The sequence below is a fragment of the Enterococcus sp. AZ078 genome, from assembly GCF_051714985.1.
In the GTDB taxonomy this organism is placed as follows: domain Bacteria; phylum Bacillota; class Bacilli; order Lactobacillales; family Enterococcaceae; genus Enterococcus_B; species Enterococcus_B hirae.
Map to the genome: position 1 here is coordinate 1,448,024 of NZ_JBIOSW010000001.1, position 22,980 is coordinate 1,471,003.

18 protein-coding genes and 1 pseudogene are annotated in these 22,980 nt (G+C 35.8%); 18 read left to right on the plus strand and 1 reads right to left on the minus strand.

The window, feature by feature from the left end:
- The first annotated feature begins 505 nt into the window (after window positions 1-505).
- The 6 genes and pseudogenes from IGJ18_RS06775 to IGJ18_RS06800 all read left to right on the plus strand — a co-directional run bounded on the left by IGJ18_RS06775 (window position 506) and on the right by IGJ18_RS06800 (window position 5,454).
- A complete protein-coding gene (locus tag IGJ18_RS06775) occupies window positions 506-679 on the plus strand; it encodes a hypothetical protein (protein ID WP_179133717.1) in 174 nt (57 codons plus the stop codon).
- Between the two features lie 243 nt (window positions 680-922).
- A complete protein-coding gene (locus tag IGJ18_RS06780) occupies window positions 923-2,128 on the plus strand; it encodes a hypothetical protein (RefSeq protein ID WP_438843058.1) in 1,206 nt (401 codons plus the stop codon).
- A 146-nt stretch (window positions 2,129-2,274) separates the two neighbouring features.
- Window positions 2,275-2,834 (plus strand): annotated as a pseudogene (locus tag IGJ18_RS06785) (transposase); the annotation flags it as partial.
- Window positions 2,835-3,239: 405 nt separating this feature from the next.
- Complete coding sequence (locus tag IGJ18_RS06790) at window positions 3,240-3,962, plus strand: ATP-binding cassette domain-containing protein (protein WP_126343980.1); 723 nt, start codon at window positions 3,240-3,242, stop codon at window positions 3,960-3,962.
- Window positions 3,959-4,630 carry a methionine ABC transporter permease gene (locus tag IGJ18_RS06795; protein WP_438843059.1) on the plus strand — a complete coding sequence of 224 codons (672 nt, stop codon included), beginning with the start codon at window positions 3,959-3,961 and terminating at the stop codon, window positions 4,628-4,630. The genes IGJ18_RS06790 and IGJ18_RS06795 overlap by 4 nt, the downstream gene beginning before the upstream one ends.
- A gap of 11 nt (window positions 4,631-4,641) precedes the next feature.
- Window positions 4,642-5,454, plus strand: a complete 813-nt coding sequence (locus IGJ18_RS06800) for a MetQ/NlpA family ABC transporter substrate-binding protein (RefSeq protein ID WP_081129053.1) — start codon at window positions 4,642-4,644, stop codon at window positions 5,452-5,454.
- Between the two features lie 285 nt (window positions 5,455-5,739).
- Here the strand turns inward: IGJ18_RS06800 and efbA are convergent, their stop codons facing one another.
- Window positions 5,740-7,449 (minus strand): fibronectin-binding protein EfbA, encoded by a 1,710-nt coding sequence (gene efbA / locus IGJ18_RS06805; protein ID WP_010737550.1) that lies wholly within the window; start codon window positions 7,447-7,449, stop codon window positions 5,740-5,742.
- Between the two features lie 202 nt (window positions 7,450-7,651).
- Between efbA and IGJ18_RS06810 the strand changes: the two genes are divergently transcribed.
- From IGJ18_RS06810 to IGJ18_RS06865, 12 genes are all read left to right on the plus strand, one after another.
- On the plus strand, window positions 7,652-8,296 hold the full coding sequence (locus tag IGJ18_RS06810) for a hypothetical protein (RefSeq protein WP_438843060.1): 645 nt from the start codon (window positions 7,652-7,654) through the stop codon (window positions 8,294-8,296).
- A 356-nt stretch (window positions 8,297-8,652) separates the two neighbouring features.
- Window positions 8,653-9,693 carry a tryptophan ABC transporter substrate-binding protein gene (trpX, locus tag IGJ18_RS06815; protein WP_095454255.1) on the plus strand — a complete coding sequence of 347 codons (1,041 nt, stop codon included), beginning with the start codon at window positions 8,653-8,655 and terminating at the stop codon, window positions 9,691-9,693.
- Window positions 9,690-10,571 carry an ABC transporter permease gene (locus IGJ18_RS06820; protein WP_010737553.1) on the plus strand — a complete coding sequence of 294 codons (882 nt, stop codon included), beginning with the start codon at window positions 9,690-9,692 and terminating at the stop codon, window positions 10,569-10,571. Before trpX ends, IGJ18_RS06820 begins: the two co-directional genes overlap by 4 nt.
- Window positions 10,572-10,573: 2 nt before the next feature.
- The gene (locus tag IGJ18_RS06825) at window positions 10,574-11,344 is read left to right on the plus strand and encodes an ABC transporter ATP-binding protein (protein ID WP_034697918.1); all 771 of its coding nucleotides are present in this window, start codon (window positions 10,574-10,576) and stop codon (window positions 11,342-11,344) included.
- A gap of 265 nt (window positions 11,345-11,609) precedes the next feature.
- Window positions 11,610-12,473: a shikimate dehydrogenase gene (locus IGJ18_RS06830; protein ID WP_438843061.1), complete on the plus strand. Its 864-nt coding sequence runs from the start codon at window positions 11,610-11,612 to the stop codon at window positions 12,471-12,473.
- A gap of 127 nt (window positions 12,474-12,600) precedes the next feature.
- Window positions 12,601-13,788: an LCP family glycopolymer transferase gene (locus IGJ18_RS06835; protein ID WP_438843062.1), complete on the plus strand. Its 1,188-nt coding sequence runs from the start codon at window positions 12,601-12,603 to the stop codon at window positions 13,786-13,788.
- 264 nt (window positions 13,789-14,052) lie between these two features.
- On the plus strand, window positions 14,053-16,242 hold the full coding sequence (gene topB / locus IGJ18_RS06840; RefSeq protein ID WP_438843063.1) for a DNA topoisomerase III: 2,190 nt from the start codon (window positions 14,053-14,055) through the stop codon (window positions 16,240-16,242).
- A gap of 101 nt (window positions 16,243-16,343) precedes the next feature.
- Entirely contained in the window at window positions 16,344-16,628 is a 285-nt protein-coding gene (locus tag IGJ18_RS06845; protein WP_174270245.1) for a hypothetical protein, read from the plus strand.
- A gap of 555 nt (window positions 16,629-17,183) precedes the next feature.
- Window positions 17,184-18,875 (plus strand): hypothetical protein, encoded by a 1,692-nt coding sequence (locus IGJ18_RS06850; RefSeq protein ID WP_438843064.1) that lies wholly within the window; start codon window positions 17,184-17,186, stop codon window positions 18,873-18,875.
- 88 nt (window positions 18,876-18,963) lie between these two features.
- Complete coding sequence (locus IGJ18_RS06855) at window positions 18,964-20,571, plus strand: hypothetical protein (RefSeq protein ID WP_438843065.1); 1,608 nt, start codon at window positions 18,964-18,966, stop codon at window positions 20,569-20,571.
- Window positions 20,572-20,605: 34 nt separating this feature from the next.
- Entirely contained in the window at window positions 20,606-20,977 is a 372-nt protein-coding gene (locus IGJ18_RS06860; RefSeq protein WP_438843066.1) for a hypothetical protein, read from the plus strand.
- 510 nt (window positions 20,978-21,487) lie between these two features.
- Complete coding sequence (locus tag IGJ18_RS06865; RefSeq protein ID WP_438843067.1) at window positions 21,488-22,486, plus strand: hypothetical protein; 999 nt, start codon at window positions 21,488-21,490, stop codon at window positions 22,484-22,486.
- Window positions 22,487-22,980 lie beyond the last annotated feature (494 nt).

The following is a 22,980-nucleotide window of genomic DNA, read 5'->3' on the forward strand; positions in this document are numbered from 1 at the left end:
ACTTTAAGTTATGTAAAAAAATTTCATAAAATATGTGTTTTACGTCATAATCGCTAATATTTACTCCTCCGTAATTGTTTAACTAAACCAATTTTTCATGGTATCTTTTTAGATATCTATCACTAAATTATCTCTCGCTACTCCTTATAGTAATTTATCTAGTTGATTGATTTGTAAAATACGATCAACCTGTACAAATGAACAATGAATAAATTTATAAATTACCTTTATAAAATTTAATAACAATTGTAAATTATTTGTATGCAAAAAATTTCGAGTTTTTATATCAACACCTTAATCTATATCCTAAAATGAATTGAATTTCGTTGTTCTTATTGACTGTGGATGTGGAAATAATTTTTTATAAATAAAGGACAATACAGAAAAAATGAACGATTATGACATGAAAACTATTTTTTATGACTTTTATATATATAATTTGATTTCTCTGTTATGATTTATTCAGAAAGCGCTTTCTGTTTTTTGGATTTCGAGGTAATAGAAAATGAAAAATAAGTTTATCTTATCTTTAGATATTTTAACTATTGGAATTTGCGTATCTGAAAGCAAAATCTCTGGATATGCTTCTACAATAAATGAACCATCTACTGTGGCAGATAGTAGCCAAGAATTAACTCTTTTAGATAAAAATGTAGTAGCTAAGGTAAATATCTATTAAAAGTGAAGCGTCTCTATGTGCACTCTATCGTTGGGTACAAAAATAGGAACGTGAAGGACTAGTTGGTTTGATTAGAAAGACTCGAACAGACTTTGGGCAAATTAAAGTTTCAGACGTTAGATTTTTGGTCTAACTTTTGATGATCGGTGCATTATGGCTTTTGAAACAGAATTTTTTCTGTATAAGTTTTTATTTTCCTTAGGATAAGTGAAAATCATTAAATGAAAAGGAGATTGATGGCATATGAGATTAGACAAAATGATAGTTACTTTTATTAATGCTTTAAGCATAGCAAGTGGAATAGGCGGAGCAAGGGCACTGCCTAGTTTAGACAACCAAAATCAAGGGAGGGGATTAGGAAAAGTACTAGATTTAGAAAACAGGAATGAAACCACCCGTTTATCTGATAAAACTTATCCACACAAAAAACTACACTCAAAACACAGAAATAAGGGGGACTTAAAACATTTAGATAAAATACAAGATGATGTTTCAAGACAGCCATATTCTGCTAAAAAATTTTTACATAAAAAAATAAAGAATCTTATTAAGCAAGAAGAGACAGATTTTAAAAAATTAAAAGAGGGAATTTCTACTGAAAGTTCTATAGAAGTTAATCAATTACAAACGAATCTCCGGCGGGTTCAAAATTTTTGCTCGAAATTCCGTAAACTAAGAAATGATATAGTAATTGAATATGGTAAAATGACACAGCAAAAGGTAAATTTAAGAAAGCATAAAATAAAGAACAAAAAAATGCTTAAAGAATGCTATAAAGAAATAAAAGTTTTAAGTACAAATAAAAAGCATATCGACTATCTTATATCCAATTGTAAAGACATGGTAAATCAATTACAAGAGTCTATAGAATCAAAGAAAACCCATTCTGTGAGCACAAGTAAATCAACTATGACAACATCACACACAGAGCAACCTACGACAACATCACGCACAGAGCAACCTACTATTTCTCTACAAGAAACAGAACGTATTCTAATAAGAAGTAAAAAACTTATATCCCAGTTCAACGAGAAAACTCAAGAAATCAATGCTTTCCGTAGGCAAGAAAAAGAGTTACTTTTACTATTACAGGATCAGTATAGGACTCAATTTGAAAATCCTCGTAATATTAGTGACGTAAAAGCAGACCTTAATGAGATAAATCGTAACATAATTCCAAAATTAGAGTCGGAAAAATTTCATATTCAAGCTGAAATAATTAAGGAGGTAAATCATATAAATTCGCTTGAAGGCCAAGGGAAAATAAGTCCTTTTGAAGCAAAAAAGTTTCTTAATGAGTATAATAAACTCAATATTAACTTTGCTAAAGAAAGAAACAAAAGAGACATATCATTGAAACAGAACCTTTCAAAAAAACTAGAAAGTATAGTTTTAAATAATTCAGAGAAACCTATTGCACAAAATACAACTATATCTATGACAAGATAGTCTACAAAAAGTGTGTAAACCTTGGCTCTTTGTCAATAAGGACTGATGAGTGGTGTAAAATCAAATCTGGGTCAGAATGAACCTCATTCTGTCTCAGATTTTTTTGTTATTTCATGTTGATTAATTGATTAATCAAAAAAATCCTAAGTTATCACAAAGAAAACAAAAAGAAATACAAGGAGAATCCATTTAACGTGGAAAACTGGCACTACCTTGAAGAACAAGATGAATACATTTGCCCAGCGAATCGTCCGATACCGTTCAAAAATGATAGTCGAAAGATAAAGGTGGCTTTATTCAAGATTTCAAAATCTATGAATGTGAGGATTGTCGGAACTGTCCAGTCCGTCGTTAATGTACGCGTGCGAAAAGTGAATAAAAGCGAAAAATTCAAGTAAATAATAATGGGCGCTATTTCAAAGCAGAATGCAGAAAAAAGCTTTTAGAGGAGAAAATCGAGGTCGAACCCGCGTTCGGATATCTAAAGGCTAGCTTGGTGTTCCATCGTTTCCATTTACGTGGGAAACAAGGAGCAACGATTGATATTGGTTTGGCACTGATGGCATTAAATTTAAGAAAATTAGGAAAATATATGGAGAGGAAAGTGTACATAATAGAAAAAATAAGTTCGATTTTGACACTAGCCATCAAAGTCGAACTTATTTTCTTTTTGAGAAAGAACTATTGTCCCGCTCTCAAATTATAGAGCCATTGAAAAAGTGGTTGAATGATCGGCAACAGCGATCGTTTGACCGCTTTTTCTTTTCCTCCTATTTTTCGTTTTTATGAAAAAGAAACTGAATTTGTTGAAAAAAGAAATAACAACGTTGTTAGCTTATGGTGATTAATGGCAATAGATAGAATACATGCTTGTTACAGTGAGGGTTCTTAAAAGATACAGATAAATCGGTTTATAAAACACCATTATTAATACAGTTAAAAAACAGTTAGAAGATGAGTAAAAAAGTTGCTTTTTTACGAATACTCCGCCATTATAGAAACAGTTAGTATTTAGGAAGCGTTTTTTATTCAAATAGAAAACCAATAAGCTGATTTATCTATTTTTATCAAACAGTTTGATAAGGTGTACTATTTTTCATTGGAGGAACAGATGATTGAATTGATCAATGTAACTAAAAGCTATGAAGGCACGCAAGCGGTAAAGAATATTCATTTGACAATCGAACCAGGTGAGATCATCGGAATCGTTGGAAAAAGCGGGTCTGGTAAATCCACGTTACTTCGTTTGTTGAACTTAATGGAAGAACCTAGTAGTGGGGAAATCCTAATCGATGGTGTTGCCGTTCAAAAGTTGAACAAAAAAGAAAAAAGGCAGCAAAAACAAAAAATGGGGATGATTTTCCAAAACCATAATCTATTAGATAACTTAAAGGTGTATGAAAACGTGGCATTACCATTGAAGCTGCAAAAGAAAAAGAATCGTGAAAAAATTGATTATTTATTAAATTTTGTTGGGATGGCTCATAAAGCTGCTGTATATCCAGTAAAACTATCTGGCGGTGAAAAGCAACGAGTGTCGATTGCTCGGGCGTTGACACGTGATCCAGAAATTTTATTGTGTGACGAAGCCACCAGCTCACTAGATGAAGAAAATACGGAAAGTGTGATTCGTTTATTGCATAAAGTCCATGAAGAATTCCAGCCGACAATTTTCTTTGTTAGTCACGAATTAGAAACCGTGAAAAGCTTATGCCAACGAATTTTGGTCATGGAAAATGGCGAGTTGATTGGCGAGTTAAGAAATCACCCACAACGTTATACGGAAGAAAACTTGACGTATTTTGAAAAAATAAAAAGGAGCTTAGCGCAATGATTCATTCACAAAGCATGATGGAGTATTGGCCAGCGCTACTGACCAGTCTCGAAGAAACGGGCATCATGATGGCTATTTCGATGGGCGTGTGGGTGGTTGGCGGATTGCCACTAGGTTTAGGGTTGTTTTTGACGAATCCTAAAGTTCGAGGTCATTATCCTTGGATTTATTGGACTTTGAATTTTTTAGTCACAGTGATCCGCTCTTTTCCATATCTATTATTTGTGATTGCGTTGATCCCAGTAACTCGCGCGGTATTAGGCAAAGCCTTTGGTCCTATACCAGCTTCTGTACCACTTAGTATCATTGCGATCACTATCTTTGCCCGGCTAGTTGAACAGGTTTTGCTGGATGTTTCTGACGAAACTTATGCATTGGCCAATTCATTAGGGACGACTCGCTTTCAATATATCTGGCATTTTTTACTAGTAGAAGCGAGAAGTGGTTTAGTCTTGGCGTATACGACGACGACTGTCAGTATGGTTTCCTATTCGACTGTCATGGGAGTCATTGGCGGTGGCGGAATCGGTGATTTTGCTGTTCGTGTCGGTTATCAACGCTATGAATATGGGGTCATGTATGTCGCCATTGTGATCATGATCGTTTTAGTCTTTATTTTACAAATGCTGGGAAACTTTGTTGCTCAGACACTGGATAAACGAAAATAGGAGGAAGAAGAATGAAGAAGTTTTATTTGATTGGTTTCGCAATGATTGCGATCTTAACTTTAGCAGCTTGTGGAGGTCATTCAGCGGATAAAGACAAAAAGGAAATCAAAGTGGCTGTTCAGTTAGAGTCATCAAAAGATATTTTGGAGATTGCCAAAAAAGAAGCGGAGAAACAGGGTTACACCATTGATATTATGGAAGTAAGTGACAATGTGGCTTATAATGATGCCGTTCAACATGATGAAGCAGATGCCAATTTTGCACAGCATGAACCGTTTATGGCAATGTTCAATCAAGAAAAAAAAGCAGATTTAGTCGCCGTTCAACCCATTTATTATTTTGCGGGAGGCTTTTATTCCAAAAATTATAAGAATGCTGATCAATTGCCCAAAAATGCTAAAGTCGGTATTCCAAGCGATCCAACAAATGAAGGTCGAGCATTAGCGATCTTAAATAAAAATGGTGTTATCAAATTAAAGGATAACATGGGGTTCAACGGTACAGTGGCGGATATCGTTGACAATCCTAAAAATCTTCAATTTGAACGAATCGATTTATTGAATCTAGTAAAAGCCTATGATGAAAAGGACATTGCGATGGTCTTTTGTTACCCTGCTTACTTAGAACCAGCGGGCTTATCGACCAAAGATGCGATTTTACTGGAAGATGAAGCTGCCAGCAAACATTACGCTTTGCAATTGGTAACGAGAGAAGGGGAAAAAGACAGCGAGAAAATCAATGTATTGAAAAAAGCAATGACGACGAAAGAAGTCGCTGAGTATATTAAGAAAAATTCGAAAGGCGCAAATATTCCAGCTTTTTAAAAGAACAAAGAAAGTGAGAAGAAATCAACAAAACGCCTGTTTTTAACAAACGAGTAAGAGTGGCATTCGGCATCTTACTCGTTTTTTTGCTGTCATGAAAGACAAGAGTGAAGTTTCTTGGATGAACTCGTTCAAAGATCGCAATAGAAACAAGTGCCTGTTCCAGAAAAATCATCCGATATTTTCTGGAACAGGCACTTGTCATGTTAGCGAATAAAAAGGGGAGTGCTTACTCATCGATGATGGCCAGATGCGATACTGTTGACTAGATTAAATTGCATTACATCAGTTAGTCATCTGTTTCATCTTGTTGATCTTTTCTTCTTCCGGAGTAACAATGATCGTTTTTTGATTTTCATAGATCACATAGCCTGGTTTTGCGCCATTCGGTTTGCGCAAATGCTTGACTTGAACCAAGTCCACGGGTACTTGGGCGGAATGACGGTATTTTGAGAAATAAGCAGCTAATTCAGCGGCTTCAGTTATCGTTTCATCAGATGGCTGGTCACTTTTGATAATGACATGAGAGCCAGGAATATTTTTGGCGTGGAGCCAATAGTCTGTTTTCTTCGCCGTTTTTAAGGAAAGTTGATCATTTTGAAGATTGTTTTTCCCTACCAAGATCAACGTACCATCAGTAGAAAGATATTGATCTGGCTGTGAAGGTTTCTTGCGTTTTTGTTTTTTCGAAGATTTCTTTTTTAAATAACCTTCTGCTGTCAATTCTTCTTTGATCACTTCGATATCCATAGGACCAGCAATCTCTAACTGAGACAAGACAGATTCTAAATAATCGATCTCATTTTTGGCTTCTTCGATCTGTTTACCAATCAATTTGACGGCATTTTTTAGTTTTTGGTAGCGATGGAAATATTTTTGGGCATTTTGATTGGGCGTTAATGCTGGATCAAGCTTGATTGTGATCGGCCGATCTTCTTCATAATAATTAGGCAATGTTACTTCATTTGCGCCCCGAGGTACTTGAGCCATAAAAGTAGTCAATAGTTCGCCATCTCGACGATAATCTTCGGCATTTTCCGAATCTTTTAAGGTCTGCTCCCGTTTTTTCAGTTTATTTCTGTTTCGCTTAAGCTCGTTTTCAATCTTGCGGATGAGCTCGCCACCTTGTTGTTTGGCACGGTCTTTTTCCGCTTTTTCTTGATAAAACGCATCTAATAACGCACTGAGAGTCGGGTACATCTTTTTTTGTTGCGTATTTGAGTCAAAGAAACGATAGTTGATCGGCGTAAAATATTCTTTCTCCGCTACTTCATAAAGGCTAGGGGAGAGTTGGGTGTCGATTGCTGTGAAGAATTCTTGCCATACCAACATTTTTTCATTGGGGCGTTCTGTTAAGCGAGCCACCAATTCTTGCGCAGTATCAAAACCGATTCCTTGAAATTGTTGTTGGATTCCTTTTGGTGTCAAGTCCATTTGAGAAAGCCGATGGAAGACTTTTTCTTTTTCCTGACTAAAGGGATTCAGCTGGTTTTGTTCAGGTGGAGCAATATAGTCTACACCAGGCAGAAGGGAACGATAAGTATTTTGTGAACTACCAATATGCTTGATCGCATCTAAGATTTTTCCTGATTCTTTGTTCACTAAGATGATCGTGCTATGACGTCCCATGAGTTCCACAATCAAAATGATATTTTGGAGATCTCCTAGTTCGTCTCGTTTCGTGAAATGAAAGTGGATCACTCGGTCGTTTTCGATTTGTTCGATCGACTCCAAAATTGCCCCATCAAGATGCTTGCGTAACATCATCACAAAGTTCGGTGGTGTGTCTGGATTTTGATAGTCGATTTGAGTGATCTGGATTCGAGCATAACTAGGATGTGCAGATAAGAGCAAACGCTGATTTTTACCACGTGAGCGAATCACTAATACGACTTCATTTTCGTAAGGTTGGTGGATTTTAGAAATCCGACCAGATAATAGAGTCTCACGCAATTCATTGATCATTGCATGAGTAAAGACACCATCAAAGGACATGGTTCATTCCTCATTTCTTTTCATAAGTAGTTTCATTATAACGAAAAAAACGTAGAAAGACCAATTTACTAGGTAGTTATCAACTGATTTGATCATAAAAAGATACTGGATTGAAAAATAATCGATATTCTTTAAATGTATTTTTTTCTATCTACCTCAAACTTAGGTATAATAAAAGAAAACGAAAAAGAAGGTGATCGCTATGTGGAAAGAGATAAGTGAGACCATCAAAGTCAAATACCATCATTTTTTGGCTGATTTCGATACGCATCCACAACGCTATTTTATGCGTTTATTGTTCGTATTCCTTGTTTCACTGGTCATTACGATCACGATGTTTGTCTTTCCTAAAAATATTAGAGAAGCACAGGTGGAGAGCTTAGTCTATGCAGAAATCAATTCTCCTAAGCTTAAACCTTTGAATATCAATGAAGCCTCGCAAACAATTGAAGAAAGTAAAGCTATTTCAGTTTTGTTCAGTGTGCCAAGTGGAGAAATGTATCAAGCATTAATGGACATTTTTCATGATCCAAAAAAAATGGCGGAATTGAATCGCCCTATTTATTTTTACCCATTGGTTTATCAGGTCAATGAATTAGAACAACGCTACGATTTAAAGCAAGAGCATTTGACGGTAATCTTTTTCCAAAATGGCAAAGAAACCAATCGCTTAGTCTATAACGCAAATCAGTTAAGTGATTTGCCTACGCAGCTGATTCCCGAATTAAATCGTTTGCCATTAGCGAATATCAAGAAATTAGAAGAAGAACTTGGGAAAGAAACGCAAACGACTTCGACTAATGCTCAACTGGGAACAGATCTTAATGCTGGAAATAAGACGGAATAAAAAAACAGTTGACGAACATGCTAAATTCGATTAGACTTAGATTAATTATTAAGGAAAGGATGATCCACAATGAACTTATCAAACCAATTTTTAGCAGGAACAACTCAAGCTTGGCGTAACTGGCGTAGATAAGTTGTATTGATGGCGAACTTTGACCGTAGATACAACTTTTTAGAGTACAAATCTAAAATTTGTATCTATGCTGGACAAGAAATTTGACTACCGCATAGATTCGATCTATGCGGTTTTTTGTATGTAAGAAGACAATTACCGTTGGGGTGATTGTCTTTTTTTGTCAGTTCGTGTCAGAAACCAGACTTGAATAATGATGATTAAAGGAATGAGGGGGAAGAAAAATGAAAAATAAACGTTTGATCACAGTTGTTGCACTTATTATGCTTTACTTAGTAGGAACCTTTATTTATGAAAAAATAACACCTGCTTCTACTGAATCGAAACCAAAAGAAACGGATCAAACTGTTTCCGTTGGGGTTTTGCAATATGTGAGCCATCCGGCATTAGATGAAATTTACCGTGGGATCAAAGACGGTCTCCAACAATCAGGGCTTGAGGAAGGAAAAAATTTAACGATCTCCTTTCAAAACGGGCAAGCAGATCAAAGTAAATTAGCCACCATGAGTCAACAATTAGTACAAGCTGACCCAGATGTCCTGGTAGGAATCGCTACTCCGGCTGCTCAGTCTTTAGCTAATGTAACGAATACGATCCCACTAGTCTTAGGTGCGGTCACAGATCCAGTTGGTGCCGGCTTAGTGAAGTCTTTAAAAGAACCAGGTGGAAACATCACAGGCGTATCTGATCAGCCTCCTGTTGAAGCGCAAATCAAGTTAGGCGCTGAATTGTTGCCGAATGCGAAGAAAGTCGGGATTTTATACGCTTCTTCAGAAGATAATTCAAAATACCAAGTAAGCCAAGCAGAAAAAGCGATTCAAAAAGCAGGTTTAACTTCAGTAAAATATGCTGTACCTTCTACGAATGAAATCGCCCAAACTGTCCAAGTGATGAGTCAACAAGTGGATTTCATCTATGTTCCTTTAGACAATACAATTGCTAATGCTATGCAGACAGTGGTAAAAGAAGCTGATAAAGCGAAGATCCCAGTGATCCCTTCAGTTGATTCAATGGTCGAACAAGGTGGCTTGGCAACGATCGGAATCAACCAATATGATTTAGGTGTCCAAAGTGGGAAAATGGCTGCGATGCTTGCACTAGGAAAAGAAAAACCAGCAACGACACCTGTTTACGTCTTTGATAAAGGCGATGTTATTATCAATGAAAAACAGGCGGAAAAATTAGGGATCACGATTCCTGATTCAATAAAGCAAGAAGCTAAAAATGTTTCAGAAGAACCGAAAGACGAGGGGGATGAACAATGATCGTATCAGCAATTTCGCAAGGGATGTTATGGGCAATCTTAGGATTAGGAATCTTTATGACTTATCGGATTTTGGATTTTCCTGATATGACGACTGAAGGATCATTTCCATTAGGTGGAGCAGTTTGTGTGACAGCTATCACTCATGGGATCTCACCGGTTTTAGCAACACTGCTTGGCGTTGGTGCAGGCATGCTTGCCGGACTAGTTACGGGGCTGTTGTATACCAAAGGAAAGATCCCCGTGATCCTTGCCGGAATCTTAGTCATGTCTGGATTAAACTCGGTGATTTTATTCGTGATGCGCACACCAAATCTTTCTTTATTGAATCATTCGATTTTACAAGATACGTTCAATGGTCTTCATTTACCTGACTATTTTGATACCGTGTTACTTGGCTTGCTTGCATTAAGTCTCTTGATTGGTGTCTTACTGTTCTTTTTCAATACCGATTTAGGTCAAGGGTATATCGCGACAGGAGACAACGAAACGATGGCTCGTTCCTTAGGGATCAAAACAGATCGAATGAAAATCTTAGGATTGACTCTTTCAAATGGTGTTATTGCTTTATCAGGTGCATTGATTGCACAAAATGATGGGTATGCCGATGTCAATAAAGGAATTGGTGTCATCGTGATCGGGCTAGCTTCTATCATTATTGGAGAAGTGATTTTCCACGAATTAACTTTAGCAGAACGCTTGATTGCCATTGTCGTGGGAAGCATCATCTATCAATTATTGATCCTGATCGTCATTAAACTTGGGTTTGACACAACATATCTCAAACTCTTCTCCGCTATTATTTTAGCCATTTGTTTGATGATTCCTCAGTTAAAACAAGCATTGAAACTTAAAACCGGTTTTGAAAAGGAGGTTTGACCATGACAGCGATCATCACAATTAAAAATGGAAAAAAAGTCGTTAGCAATGGCATGAATGAAGAAAAAGTATTATTAGATGGAATTGATTTGACAATCAATAAAGGCGATTTTATTACGGTCCTTGGTGGAAATGGTGCGGGAAAAAGTACGCTGTTCAACACGATCGCAGGAACATTGCAATTAAGTCAAGGGTCGATCGCTTTTAAAGAGCGGAATATCACGAAAGAAACAGAAGAAAAACGGGCTTCTTTTCTTTCTCGGGTGTTCCAAGATCCTAAGATGGGCACAGCTCCAAGGATGACAGTAGCAGAGAACTTGCTTTTGGCTCAAAAAAGAGGAAAGAAAAGACCCCTTCGTCTCCGTAACCTAAAGAACCAAAGAGAAACATTTTATCAATTGTGTCAAGAAGTTGGAAATGGGTTGGAGCAGCATCTAGATACGCCAGCTGGGGAATTATCAGGAGGGCAACGCCAAGCATTGAGTTTGTTGATGGCGACCATTGAAGCGCCTGAGTTGCTGCTATTAGATGAACATACAGCAGCGCTCGATCCTAAAACTGCCAAATCATTGATGCAATTAACCAATCGCAGGATTACTGAACAACACTTGACTTGCTTGATGATCACCCACCGGATGGAAGATGCCTTGAATTATGGGAATCGTCTGATCGTTTTACAAAAAGGACGGATCGTGAAAGATTTGTCTAAAGAAGAAAAAGAGCAATTGTCACTAGCGGATCTATTACAATTTTTTGAAGAAGTGTTAGATTAGTTTTTGATTACTGACTGCTTTTCCTTCTACTTATGCCTAGTATGCCTATAGTAGATTGATTTGTTTTAAATGAATGAAAAAGAGGCCCCGCTTGTTTGACAATCATGTTGACAAGTTTCTCATCCCTCCTTTAAACTTAGAAAGACTCGTCAATCATAGACATAAGAAAAAGCACAAGAAACAGAACTAAACAATCGACCATCTGATGTCTCGTGTCATGTTTACGAGGATTGGATGGTTGTTTTATTTTATAAGGAGGAAAAAGATGATCTCTGGTAAAACAAAACTCACAGGCTTTTTTGCAAAGCCTGCTTCTCATAGTCTTTCACCGTTGATGCACAATCTGGCATTTTCACATTGGGGTATTGATGCCGTTTATCTAGCTTTTGAGGTAGATCAAACGAACCTAGGACAAGCCGTTGAGAGTATCCGCACATTAGATATGTTGGGCGTAAATGTTTCAATGCCGAATAAAACGGCTGTCTTGGCATACCTTGATCAGTTAAGCCCTGAAGCGGAATTGATCGGAGCGGTCAACACGATCGTTCACCAGGAGCAATGTTTGATTGGTTACAATACAGATGGTATGGGATTTGTACGTTCCGTCAACGAAACGGGGCATCCAATCAAAAATCAAAAAATCGTTGTTCTGGGAGCAGGTGGTGCAGCAAAAGCAATTGTCGTACAAATGGCACTAGAAGGCGCACAAGAAATCACTATCTACAAACGTTTGAATGCCACTTTTTTACCACTAAAAGAGTATTTTGCGAAAGTCTCTGAGAAAACAGGTTGTCCCATCCGATTACATGATTATGCGGACGAAAGTCAACTGGCATTAGATTTGAGTCAGGCGAATCTATTGATCAACGCAACTGATATCGGAATGGGAAGCAAGAAAGACCAATTACCGATTGCTGATGTAAAGTTGTTGCATTCGCAATTAGCCGTCTTTGACTTGATCTACTCCCCTAGTGAGACACGATTAATCCAAGAAGCCAAAAGAATGGGAATCAAAGCCTATAATGGTTTAGGTATGTTGATTCATCAAGGAGCAATTGCTTTTGAACTGTGGACACATCGAGAAATGCCAGTCCAGAACATACGAGAACGATTAGAACAAGAAGTGTGACGAGCTTTACGTGTAATGGCTTGTCTCATTTCGTTATTTTTTATTAAATTGTGGTTCAAATAGCTGTTTTTATCAAGAAGATAGCGTATCCTTTATTTACTTGTACAGATAGCAGGGAGGAAACAAAATGAGTCGGATGGATCGTTATAAGAACATCCATAAAAAAGCAAAACCACTAAAAAAAGAATCAACCGGTTTTTTTAGACGTGAACGTCAAAAGGACAAAGCGTTGAATGATTCAAGAGATGAAGCTACTCGGATCTATCAACCTGATCAGGATTCTTCTTATTCTTCCAGAGAAGGACAAGCTAATGACTATCAAACCCCTTATTCCTATGCAAAAGCAGGAAACAAAAAAGGATTTAATCAAACGAAGAAAAGCTTTTTTAAGAGGAAGAAAGAGCCAAAAGAAGTTCGTCCAAAAAAGAAACGTTCGTGGGGGAAAATCATTCTAGGCATTATCCTATTTTTATTCTTATTTTCAGTCATTTCCTTTTTTGTCGGGAAATCCATGGCAGAACATGATACCAGTTTGCCGAGTGTTACAACGGAATCATTTGATGGTGTACAGTCTTCGAGTGGCGCACATAATATTCTGATATTAGGTAGTGACACGAGAGGTGAGGATGCTGGTCGTGCAGATACGATCATGGTGTTACAGTTAGATGGACCTGCTCATAAACCAAAATTGATCTCATTTATGCGTGATAGTTTTGTAACAATTCCAGGAGTTGGTCAAAATAAGATCAATGCAGCTTATGCTTATGGCGGTGCTGATCTGGTCCGTCAAACCATCAAAGAAAATTTTGGACTTGATTGCCAGTATTACGCAAAAGTCGATTTTAAATCGTTTGAAAAAGTGGTCGATGCATTGTTTATGAATGGTATCAAGATCGATGCAGAGAAAGATTTGAATCTGGATGGTGTTGATATCAAAAAAGGTGTCCAAAAAATGGATGGTCATACACTTTTACAGTATGCACGTTTTAGAAAAGACGAAGAAGGTGATTTTGGTCGAGTAAGACGGCAACAACAAGTCATGAATACGATTTTTAGTCAGCTAAAAAATCCCCTAAACTTGATTCGTGCCCCTTACGCTGCCGGAAAAGCCATTGGTTATACCTCAACGGATGTTTCATCATTGTTTATTATCAAAAATCTCTTGTTGATTGCTCGAGGTGTCGGTGGTGTGGATCGCTTAAGTGTGCCTGTTGAAGGTTCATGGAACTTCGGAAACAGTAGTTATGCCGGAAGTATTTTGGTGATCGACAATGACGCCAATCGTGCAGCAATCAGTGATTTTTTAAGTAAATAAATGGAAGAAAAGAAATAGGAAGTTACTCTCTGTAATCATCTATTTCACTTCGTTTAGGTAAAAGTCCTCCATTTTTTATAGGTGGACGATTCAACACTTTGGATTTTCACCAATTGTAAAAGCTAAGTTCATAAAACGACTGTTAGACAAGGGTCTTCAGTCGTTTTTTTCTTTTGAAAAAATAGTTTTTGGGTTGTCATATGCGAATGTTTGTTCCATAATAAAGAAGTCTGTTCTAAGACTGAGAATCATGGAGGGGATAAAATGAAAACTGTTATACTGGCTGAAAAACCTTCCCAAGCAAAAGCTTATGCTGAAACATTTAAGAAACGAATACGTCACGAAGGGTATTATGAGATCGTTGATCCGTTGTTTAGTGGGGAAGTAACGATTACTTATGGATTCGGTCACTTAGTGGACATGGTCCCTCCTGGTGCATATGAAGAACGCTGGAGTAAATGGTCCTTAGCTAACTTACCAATTTTCCCAGAAACCTTCCGCTATGAAGTGCCGAAAGAAAAACAAGCACAATTTTCAATCGTCAAAAAGGAATTACAATCAGCGGATACGATCATTATTGCGACAGATGGAGACCGTGAAGGAGAAGCCATTGCTTGGTCGATTATCATTCAAGCACAAGCCTTCACCAAAAGCAAAAAGTATCAACGTTTGTGGATCAATTCGCTGGAAAAAGAGGCGATTTATGAAGGCTTTAAAAACCTTCGTCCAGGCGAGAGCTATTTTCCTAAATATAAAGAAGCGAAAGCTAGACAGAATGCGGATTGGTTGATCGGGATGAACGGGAGCCCCTTATACAGTCTCTTACTGCAACAAAAAGGGATCGATGGCAGCTTTTCTTTAGGACGTGTCCAAACGCCAACCCTATATATGATCTATCAGTTACAAGAAACGATTAAAAACTTCAAAAAAGAGCCATACTATGAAGTAGAAGCGACGATCAGTTGCGATGATGGACGGTTTACAGGGAAAATCGATCCCAAGCAGCATTTTAAAACCCTCGAAGCGCTACATCAAGTAATTGAAAAATCAGGCGCGCATTTAGGGAAGCAATCAGGACAGATCTTATCGGTCATTAAAAAAGAAAAACAACTAAGTAGTCCACGTTTATTTTCTTTATCTAGTCTCCAGACAAAAATGAACCAATTGATGAAGGCGAGTGCCAAAGCGACATTAGATGCTGCCCAAGGGCTCTACGAAAAGAAATTTTTAAGCTATCCTCGGACAGATTCTACTTACATTACTGAAAATGAACATCACTACTTGGTGAAAAACTTAGTACGTTATAAAGATTTTTTAGGGATCAGCAGCGTAGAGACTCCTGAAACATGGTCGAAAAAAAGATATGTTGATGCGACAAAAGTCCAAGAACACCATGCAATTATTCCAACAAAAACGATACCTTCCAAGGAACGTTTTGCGCAATTATCACGTCTGCAACAAGCCATCTATTTACAAGTAGCGAAAACGACTATGGCAATGTTTGCCGAAAATTATGTATATGAAGAAACAACGATTTATACTGGTGTCCAAGAACTTCGCTTAAAAAGTACAGGGAAAATCCCAATCAAAAAAGGGTGGCAAATGATCTTAGCAACCAAAAGCAAGCAGAAAGAAGTCCAAGTATTACCAGATGTGGTAAAAGGTCAGGTGGTCGGCGTTGATCTGAAAAGTATTCAAAAAGAAACCCAACCACCAAAACCATACAACGAGGGAACACTAATCACTGCGATGAAAACGGCAGGGAAAACATTGGATGATGAAGAAGCACAGGAAATCTTAAAAGAAGTTGAGGGAATCGGAACAGAAGCGACTCGAGCCAATATTATTGAAAATCTAAAGCAACGTCACTATATCGAGGTCACTAAAAATGAAATCACTGTTACGGCCAAAGGAATCACTCTTTGTAAAGCGGTCGCTCAAGAACCTTTGTTGACTAGTGCGGAAATGACTGCTCAGTGGGAAGGATACCTCAAAAAGATCGGTAACAATGAGGGCACACCCGAAGTCTTTTTAGCAAACATCAAAAAATTCATCCTTCATTTACTCGAATCCGTGCCAAAACAGCTTACTTCAGTCGATTTATCTGAAGAAATCACTGGAACGCGCCAAATCAAAGCGCTGGAGAAGAAAAATGATCAACTAGGCAGATGTCCAAAGTGTAAACAAGGGATCGTCATGTTATATCCAAAAGTAGCAAATTGTACCAATGCTTCCTGTGATTTTAAACTTTGGCCAACGATAGCAAAGAAGAAGCTGACGAAAACGATGATGAGGGAATTATTGTCTAAAGGTAAGACTAGTAAAGTAGTTAAAGGGTTGACTGGCAAAAAAGGGAAGTTTGATGCGGTACTAGAACTAAAAGCAGATTATTCGATTGGTTTTTCTTTTCCGTGGATGGAAAAATCAGGAGAAAAAAATAAAGAAGAAAAATAATTATTCCGAAAAGTGTTGATTTATTTATCCAAAAATAACATCGATTTATAAATAAGGAGTTTAAGCGTTTGAAAAAAGTTCATTCATTGTTAAATTATTTGATGGGAACGATCACGATCGTTGCTGTTTATCAAGCATTATTAAAATATCCAGAATATGGTACGAAATTATTGTCTATCACGAAAGACCCTACGGCTTACTCACCTACACTGCTACTATCAACACTAACAGCTGGAGCGAAAAGTGCCACATACTTTTTACACAAAACAAGTAGTCTATTGAAACGAAAGAAACAACGTAAGCAATTACTGATGGTCATCGCAGCACTAGTAATCATTTACTTTCTACCTGTATTGACACAATTATGGCATCAGTATTTTGGTTGATTACCGGAAATAAACCACATTCACAGCTATAATAGAGCATAATGATTCACTTTGAAATTTCTTTATCATAAAAGTATCATGATAAATTAGTAAAATATATAACTAAAGATCTTAGAACATATTTGTGTTTTAAGATCTTTTTCTATTGGAAATGCTAGGTTAAGTCCTTTTATTATCAAGGAATTAAGCTCACTTACTTATAACATCAATGAATATGTCGGTTATTGATTTGTTAGTGATTATAAGATTTGAACATTAGATGTTTAAGAATGAAAATTGTCGTTTTAGACAAGTTAACAGCTAAAGCTCGCAGAAGTGGGTACGACAATTCATAAAAAATTAGAGAATAACAAGTTATTTCTTGTGGTGCTTTTTATTTCTATTTATGGAAATTAATGGATTATTTCTCACTAATAATAATTATAAAATAAAAGCGCATTAAAAAATCTTTTGTTTCGACAAAATCTTATATGCCAGATATTTAATAAGGTTAAGAACTAAACAAATGATTATTTTTTATGCAAAAAATAACATAAATAGGAAGGTGCAATCATTATGCCGGAAACAAATAATCAAATCGAGGGTTCAACGTTAACGAATGATCAGGAGCTGTATGAACATCTGAATTTTTCTGAAGAAGAAATCGAAACAGATCAACAACAAAAAATAGGTGAACGTATTGATGTGAATGATCATATATTGTTGGATGGTATGATTTCAAACCATCAAAATGAGTTCTCTAAATTGCCCGATGATATAAAAATACCAAGCGAAAAAATACGTAATATTCATGATGATAATCCAATGAATAAACTACTATGCTTACACAAAGGCAAACTCTATTATATTGAAAATTTGGACCCACAAAAAGGAGAAAAAAAAGCTTATGTAATTGCTGAGGAAGTATGGTATGGAGAAAAACGATTGTTCCAAGCGAGCATTCAGCATAACATCAACCAAACCTTAATTAATTTTACTAAGATGACAAAAAATAAGAAAAATGGTACTCGCACGTTACTTGCTAGTCCAAGTTTAGTGTACAATATTATCAAGAATAATGAAATTTTCGAAAATGCAAAAGAAACTCAGGGGATAGCTCGTACAGTAGCACAACCAGATCCAACATATATTGGTGAGCGTCTTAAGATAGGGACCCCTGAATATGGCACTAGGGATCCGGAAATGAAAGTTCAATTAATGTTGCATGAAGATAAGCTCTATCAAATTGACCGCCAAAATAAACAGTCAAAACTACTCGCAGATAACGTAAAATTTCAAGATGGAACAATCTATAAGAGAAATGAGCAAGGGCTAAGAATGGTGCTATTCAGTCCTAATATTCTTAAAGAGTCTCACAATATAGGTTTGATAAGATCATTTTTTACTAAAGAAAAAAGAGAAAAAACTCAAACGAAGTATGTAAGCGCCGATACCCTAGAGAACATCAATCAGCGATTACAATATTTTAAAAATATGGAAAAGAAGGATCAGATAGAAAGTAAACCTTGGCCTGAGGTGGATGTTGATAGCATTTCATCGTTAAAGAAGTTCAAAATAGTAAAAGATCCAAACCTTCACAACGATAAAGACCTAATCTTTTACGATAACGACAAAAGTGCTCTTTATAAGTTAGAGATTAACGATCGTGGGAAAGTCCAAAAAGCTTATTTGCTTACTAATAAACACCTTGATAATCAACTTCATAAAAGCCATCTTGCATTAAAAGATTTCAATAAAAGTATAAAATTGAATTTATTTCCTGTAACAAAGGGATTTTCCGAATTGGTGTGGGTACAAAAAGGGGAAATAGAAAAGAAAGTGGCGCATTTTATTGAATTCCAAAAAATGATTACTCGTAAAAATAGAAACAAAGATGTATATACACTTTTGTTGAAAGATACTAATTTGTATTTAGTTAATCATAGATCAAAAGTGGCTATGAAGGTTGCCGCTAATGTCAATTTTGAAGATGGTAAGATCAAATCAGATAATAAAATACTCTTATCCAACTTATCGCCTAATGAAAATATGAAATGGCCAATATCTTCATACAAAGCTTCTAAAATTTTTGAAATAGCAAAAATAAACCAATCGAGGAACATTCCTCAACTAAGTAATAATGTAGTAGAGTTGCAAAAACGCTCAAAAGGAAAAAGCCAAACTCAAAGAGAACTCCTGAATCAGAATCAGAAGATGGACACTCGTTCATGCGTTTCAATCGGAGAAAGACCTGGAACATCTAGGTAATTATTGAAATTTATTGAAGGATTATTTCTTGCAGATATTAAACAAATGATCCTTTTAGAAAAACAATAAATAGAAAGGTGTGATCTCTATGATAGAAAATAGCATGAGCAAAGAGGAACTATATAATCATCTGAATTTTTCTAAGGACCAAATCGCAGAAGACCAAAACAAAGAGCCATATGAAAATATTGTGGTGAACGAGCATGTATTTTTGGTTGATATAATTTCAACCTATAGAAATAAATTTTCCCAATTGCCCAATAAGGTAAAATTACCAAGCAAAACAATAGATAATATTCACCAAGGTGATCCAATGGATAAACTATTATGTTTATACCAAGGGAAACTTTATTTCATAGAAAATTTGGACCCACAAAAAGGAGAAAAAAAAGCTTATGTAATTGCTGAAGATGTAGAGTATATAAATGGTGAATTGACGCAAGGAAGTAAAGAAAAGAATAGCTACCAAAATTTAATTGGACCTGTAGAAATGGAGAATAATCCCTCAAAGGACGCTCAATCGTTATTTGTTCATTCACGCGTAGTATACGATATTATCAAAAAGGATAACGAATACAAAAAAGCAAAAATAGCCGAGAGAGCAGCACGTACAATAACAGAACCAGATGCAACTTACATTGGTGAAAATCTCAAGATAGGAATCCCGCAGCGTACGTCATCCGATCTTAGTGTAAATGTTCAATTAATGGTACATAAAGGCAAACTTTATCAATTGGACACTGAGAGCAGCAAGTCGAAACTCCTCGCAGATAACATAGAAGAGAAAGAAGGGGTATATTACAAAAGAAATAGTCAAGGTTTGAGAGTTGATCTGTTCTCGCCTTCCAATGTGACAACGGTTGATACAAATAATTTCATTCAAAGACGTTGGACTCGGGAGGGTAAAAATAGAGATAGAACGGCAACGATGTACGTCGATTCACTTACTTTAAAAGAGATTAATCAGCGACTAAATGGGTTTAAAATGATGGAAGATAGACAACAGATAAAGAGTAAACCATGGATTAAGGTGGATGTTAGAGCATTTTCATCATTATCAATACCAAAAAATCAAAGTCACAATAAACAGAAAGATCTATTTTATTATAAAGTAGGGACCATGTGGGATAAACTATATAAATTAGAGACTGAATCTCAAGATGGTAAGAATGTGAAAATCATAAACGCTTATTTGCTTGCTGATAAGGATCTCTATAATTCACCAAATGCAAAACATATTGCAGTCCAAGACTGGGATACAAATGTAAAAATAAATTTATTCCTTAAATCAAAGATGTCAAACGGATTTATATGGATAGATAAAGGAGAAGTTGAAAAGAACATCAATTATTTGAATGAGGCCAAGAAACATTTTCCTAGAAATCGTTCTCCTAGAGATTTACATAAACCCCGAGAGCATGAAAACAGAAATGTAAATTCGTGTACACTTTTGTTGAATAAGAACAATTTATATTTAGTTAGTCATAAAGGAAAAAAGGCTATCCTGATTACTGATAATGCACATTTTCAAGACGGCAAGCTCAAATTAGGGGATAAAGTAATTGCAGACAAATTACCAAAGACGTCTAATAAAGATGCCATGATATGGAGTCTCTCTGCTGAGAATGCCACGAAATTCTTAGACATAGCGAATATAAACAACACCCGCAAAAGCATCACACGAACTTGGCACTAGTCACATCATTCAAGGTAGTAAGTCGTTAGAAGATTTGACAGGGTACACACAACCATTACCCGAACCAAGTACTAGTAACATCGCTCAAGGTAGAAATTCGTTAAGTAATTTGATTGATTTGACAACACACGCAAAAGCATCACCCGAACCTGGCACTAGTCACATCATTCAAGATAGTAAGTCGTTAGAAGATTTGACAAAGTACAAACAACTATTACCCGAACCAAGTACTAGTAACATTGCTCAAGATAGAAATTCATTAAGCAATTTGATTGATTTGACAACATCGGCAAAAGCATCACCCAAACTTAATAGAAATACTCAAAGCAACACTCTTGGACACACTCAAAAGCGTCCTGCACCGCAACCTCTTCAAAAAGGTAGTAATGAAGACCCATCTAGATAAAATGATCATAGCATTCGGATTTATTGAATAAGAAGAACGAGCGATTTTTATTTGCTTTACTAGTTATGTGGTAGCCTTAAAGTGGGGAACATTAGTACAAAAAATTTTATTTCCATTATTATTTAATTTTTGCTATTTTTATGCTGAGCTATTTACTAGAAAATAGAATATTCTAACCGTGTTTAAGGACATCAAAGGCAGTAGTAGCTACTATCTTTGATGTTTTTTTATTAGTTTTTTTATAGAATGATTCAACGAATGATCGTTCAAAAATATGTGATTACGTCTTGTATGTAGGTGAATAGACTATCTTCAGATAACAAAATTAGAATCACCGACCTTTTTGTTTTGTCATTTTGAAATAAAAGTTTTATTTAAGCTGAAGTGTAGATATAGAATGGAAAGCGGATAAAAGCTGTTTGTTTCAGTAATTACTTGAAAAACGCAAAGAAAACTAGTACGACTGTAAATAAATGAACTTTTATACAAGGCCATAAAAGGAGAGGGAATATGACGATGAAGAAAAGCGACAAACTATCACCAGAGGAACGATATTTATCTCTGGCATTTTCTGCTGATCAAATCCAAGAACATAAACATTTAACACAGGAGAACGGGTTAAGATTTCATCAACAATTTGAGCAGAGAGACGAGAACGACTTTCATGAACAACTACACATGAAACTGCCCAAAAAATCGAAAAATACTGAGAAAAATCAGTTATTATATTATGATCATAATGAGGAGAAGCTTTATAAGATCATTTCAAGCCAGGAAATTGTTAATAAAAAAAAGTCCTACTTAAATTGTCATGGAAAATTGATTACGAGTAACGTTAAATTTAGTGACGGTTCAAGAAAACTAGTCATAGACAATAAACAACAGAATCAAGAAACAACCTTAATTAAATTTGGACTGGACGAACTGTTTAATAGAAAAAAATCACGGTTTATATGGGTGACAACAGAAAAAGAAAACGAACTAATAAATATAGTTGGTTCTTTAAACAATAAAGACCAGGAACATCACCAAAATGATGGAGAGGTACAATATACTGATCACTCAAAACGTAAACTTCAGGAATGGCTGAGTAAAAATGAACCGGTAGTATATTATCCATTAGATGCTAAAAACAAGAGCGGTTATGACAAAGACGAGCCATTACTATATTTTGGGAACAATAACCTATATAAGGTTGATCATGAAAAGGGGCGGGCGACCCTAATTGCTGAAGGAGTGCAGGAAATTAATCGAAGTTTTGTATGGAACAATGTGGCACTTCTAAAAAATTTACCGAAAGAATGTGGGGAAAATCAAGCCGTAAGAGTCGATGAAAAATGTTTAGAATCGATTCGAAAAGTAGTTGATATAGTTAAAAGAAAACAAGTTTTGGAAAATAAACCAGAAAACAATCTTACACAAGGCTCTTTAGCTGCTAAAGCTACTAAGGCAAGAAATGCACAAACATCTCCTAGTTTGACTTTGACATCAGAAAATTATACTAAGTGAAATATTATCATAAATCAAAGGCATATTTAACAGTCTATAACCCCATATAATCGTTCTTACATTTTTAAGGTATATTAATCAACTGATAAAACACTACTTTCTAGGATACATCTATCAATCATTGCTCTAACAAAATATGGATAGATAAATTCACATCAAAATCTATGTTTGGTGTGAATGATTTCTAGATAGCTTTAATTCTAAATGGTTTATGCAAAGGAAGGAAATAAAAAATTTTATATTTTAGTTTACATAATATATATTATACAAAGTAGATTCAAAGTGAATTAAACCCCCATCAAACCGAAATCAAACTAAAAAGATAAAAAAATGACTCTTTCGAACCATTGCAAAATTTTAAAATTATTTTGTATTATAAAATATCAATTAAATCGTGTTTGACAAGATTTAAACACGATTTAATTTTTTATCTGTCTATATAGTATGATTTGCAAAAGTCCATATCCATAATTTACAAAATTAGAAACAAAAAC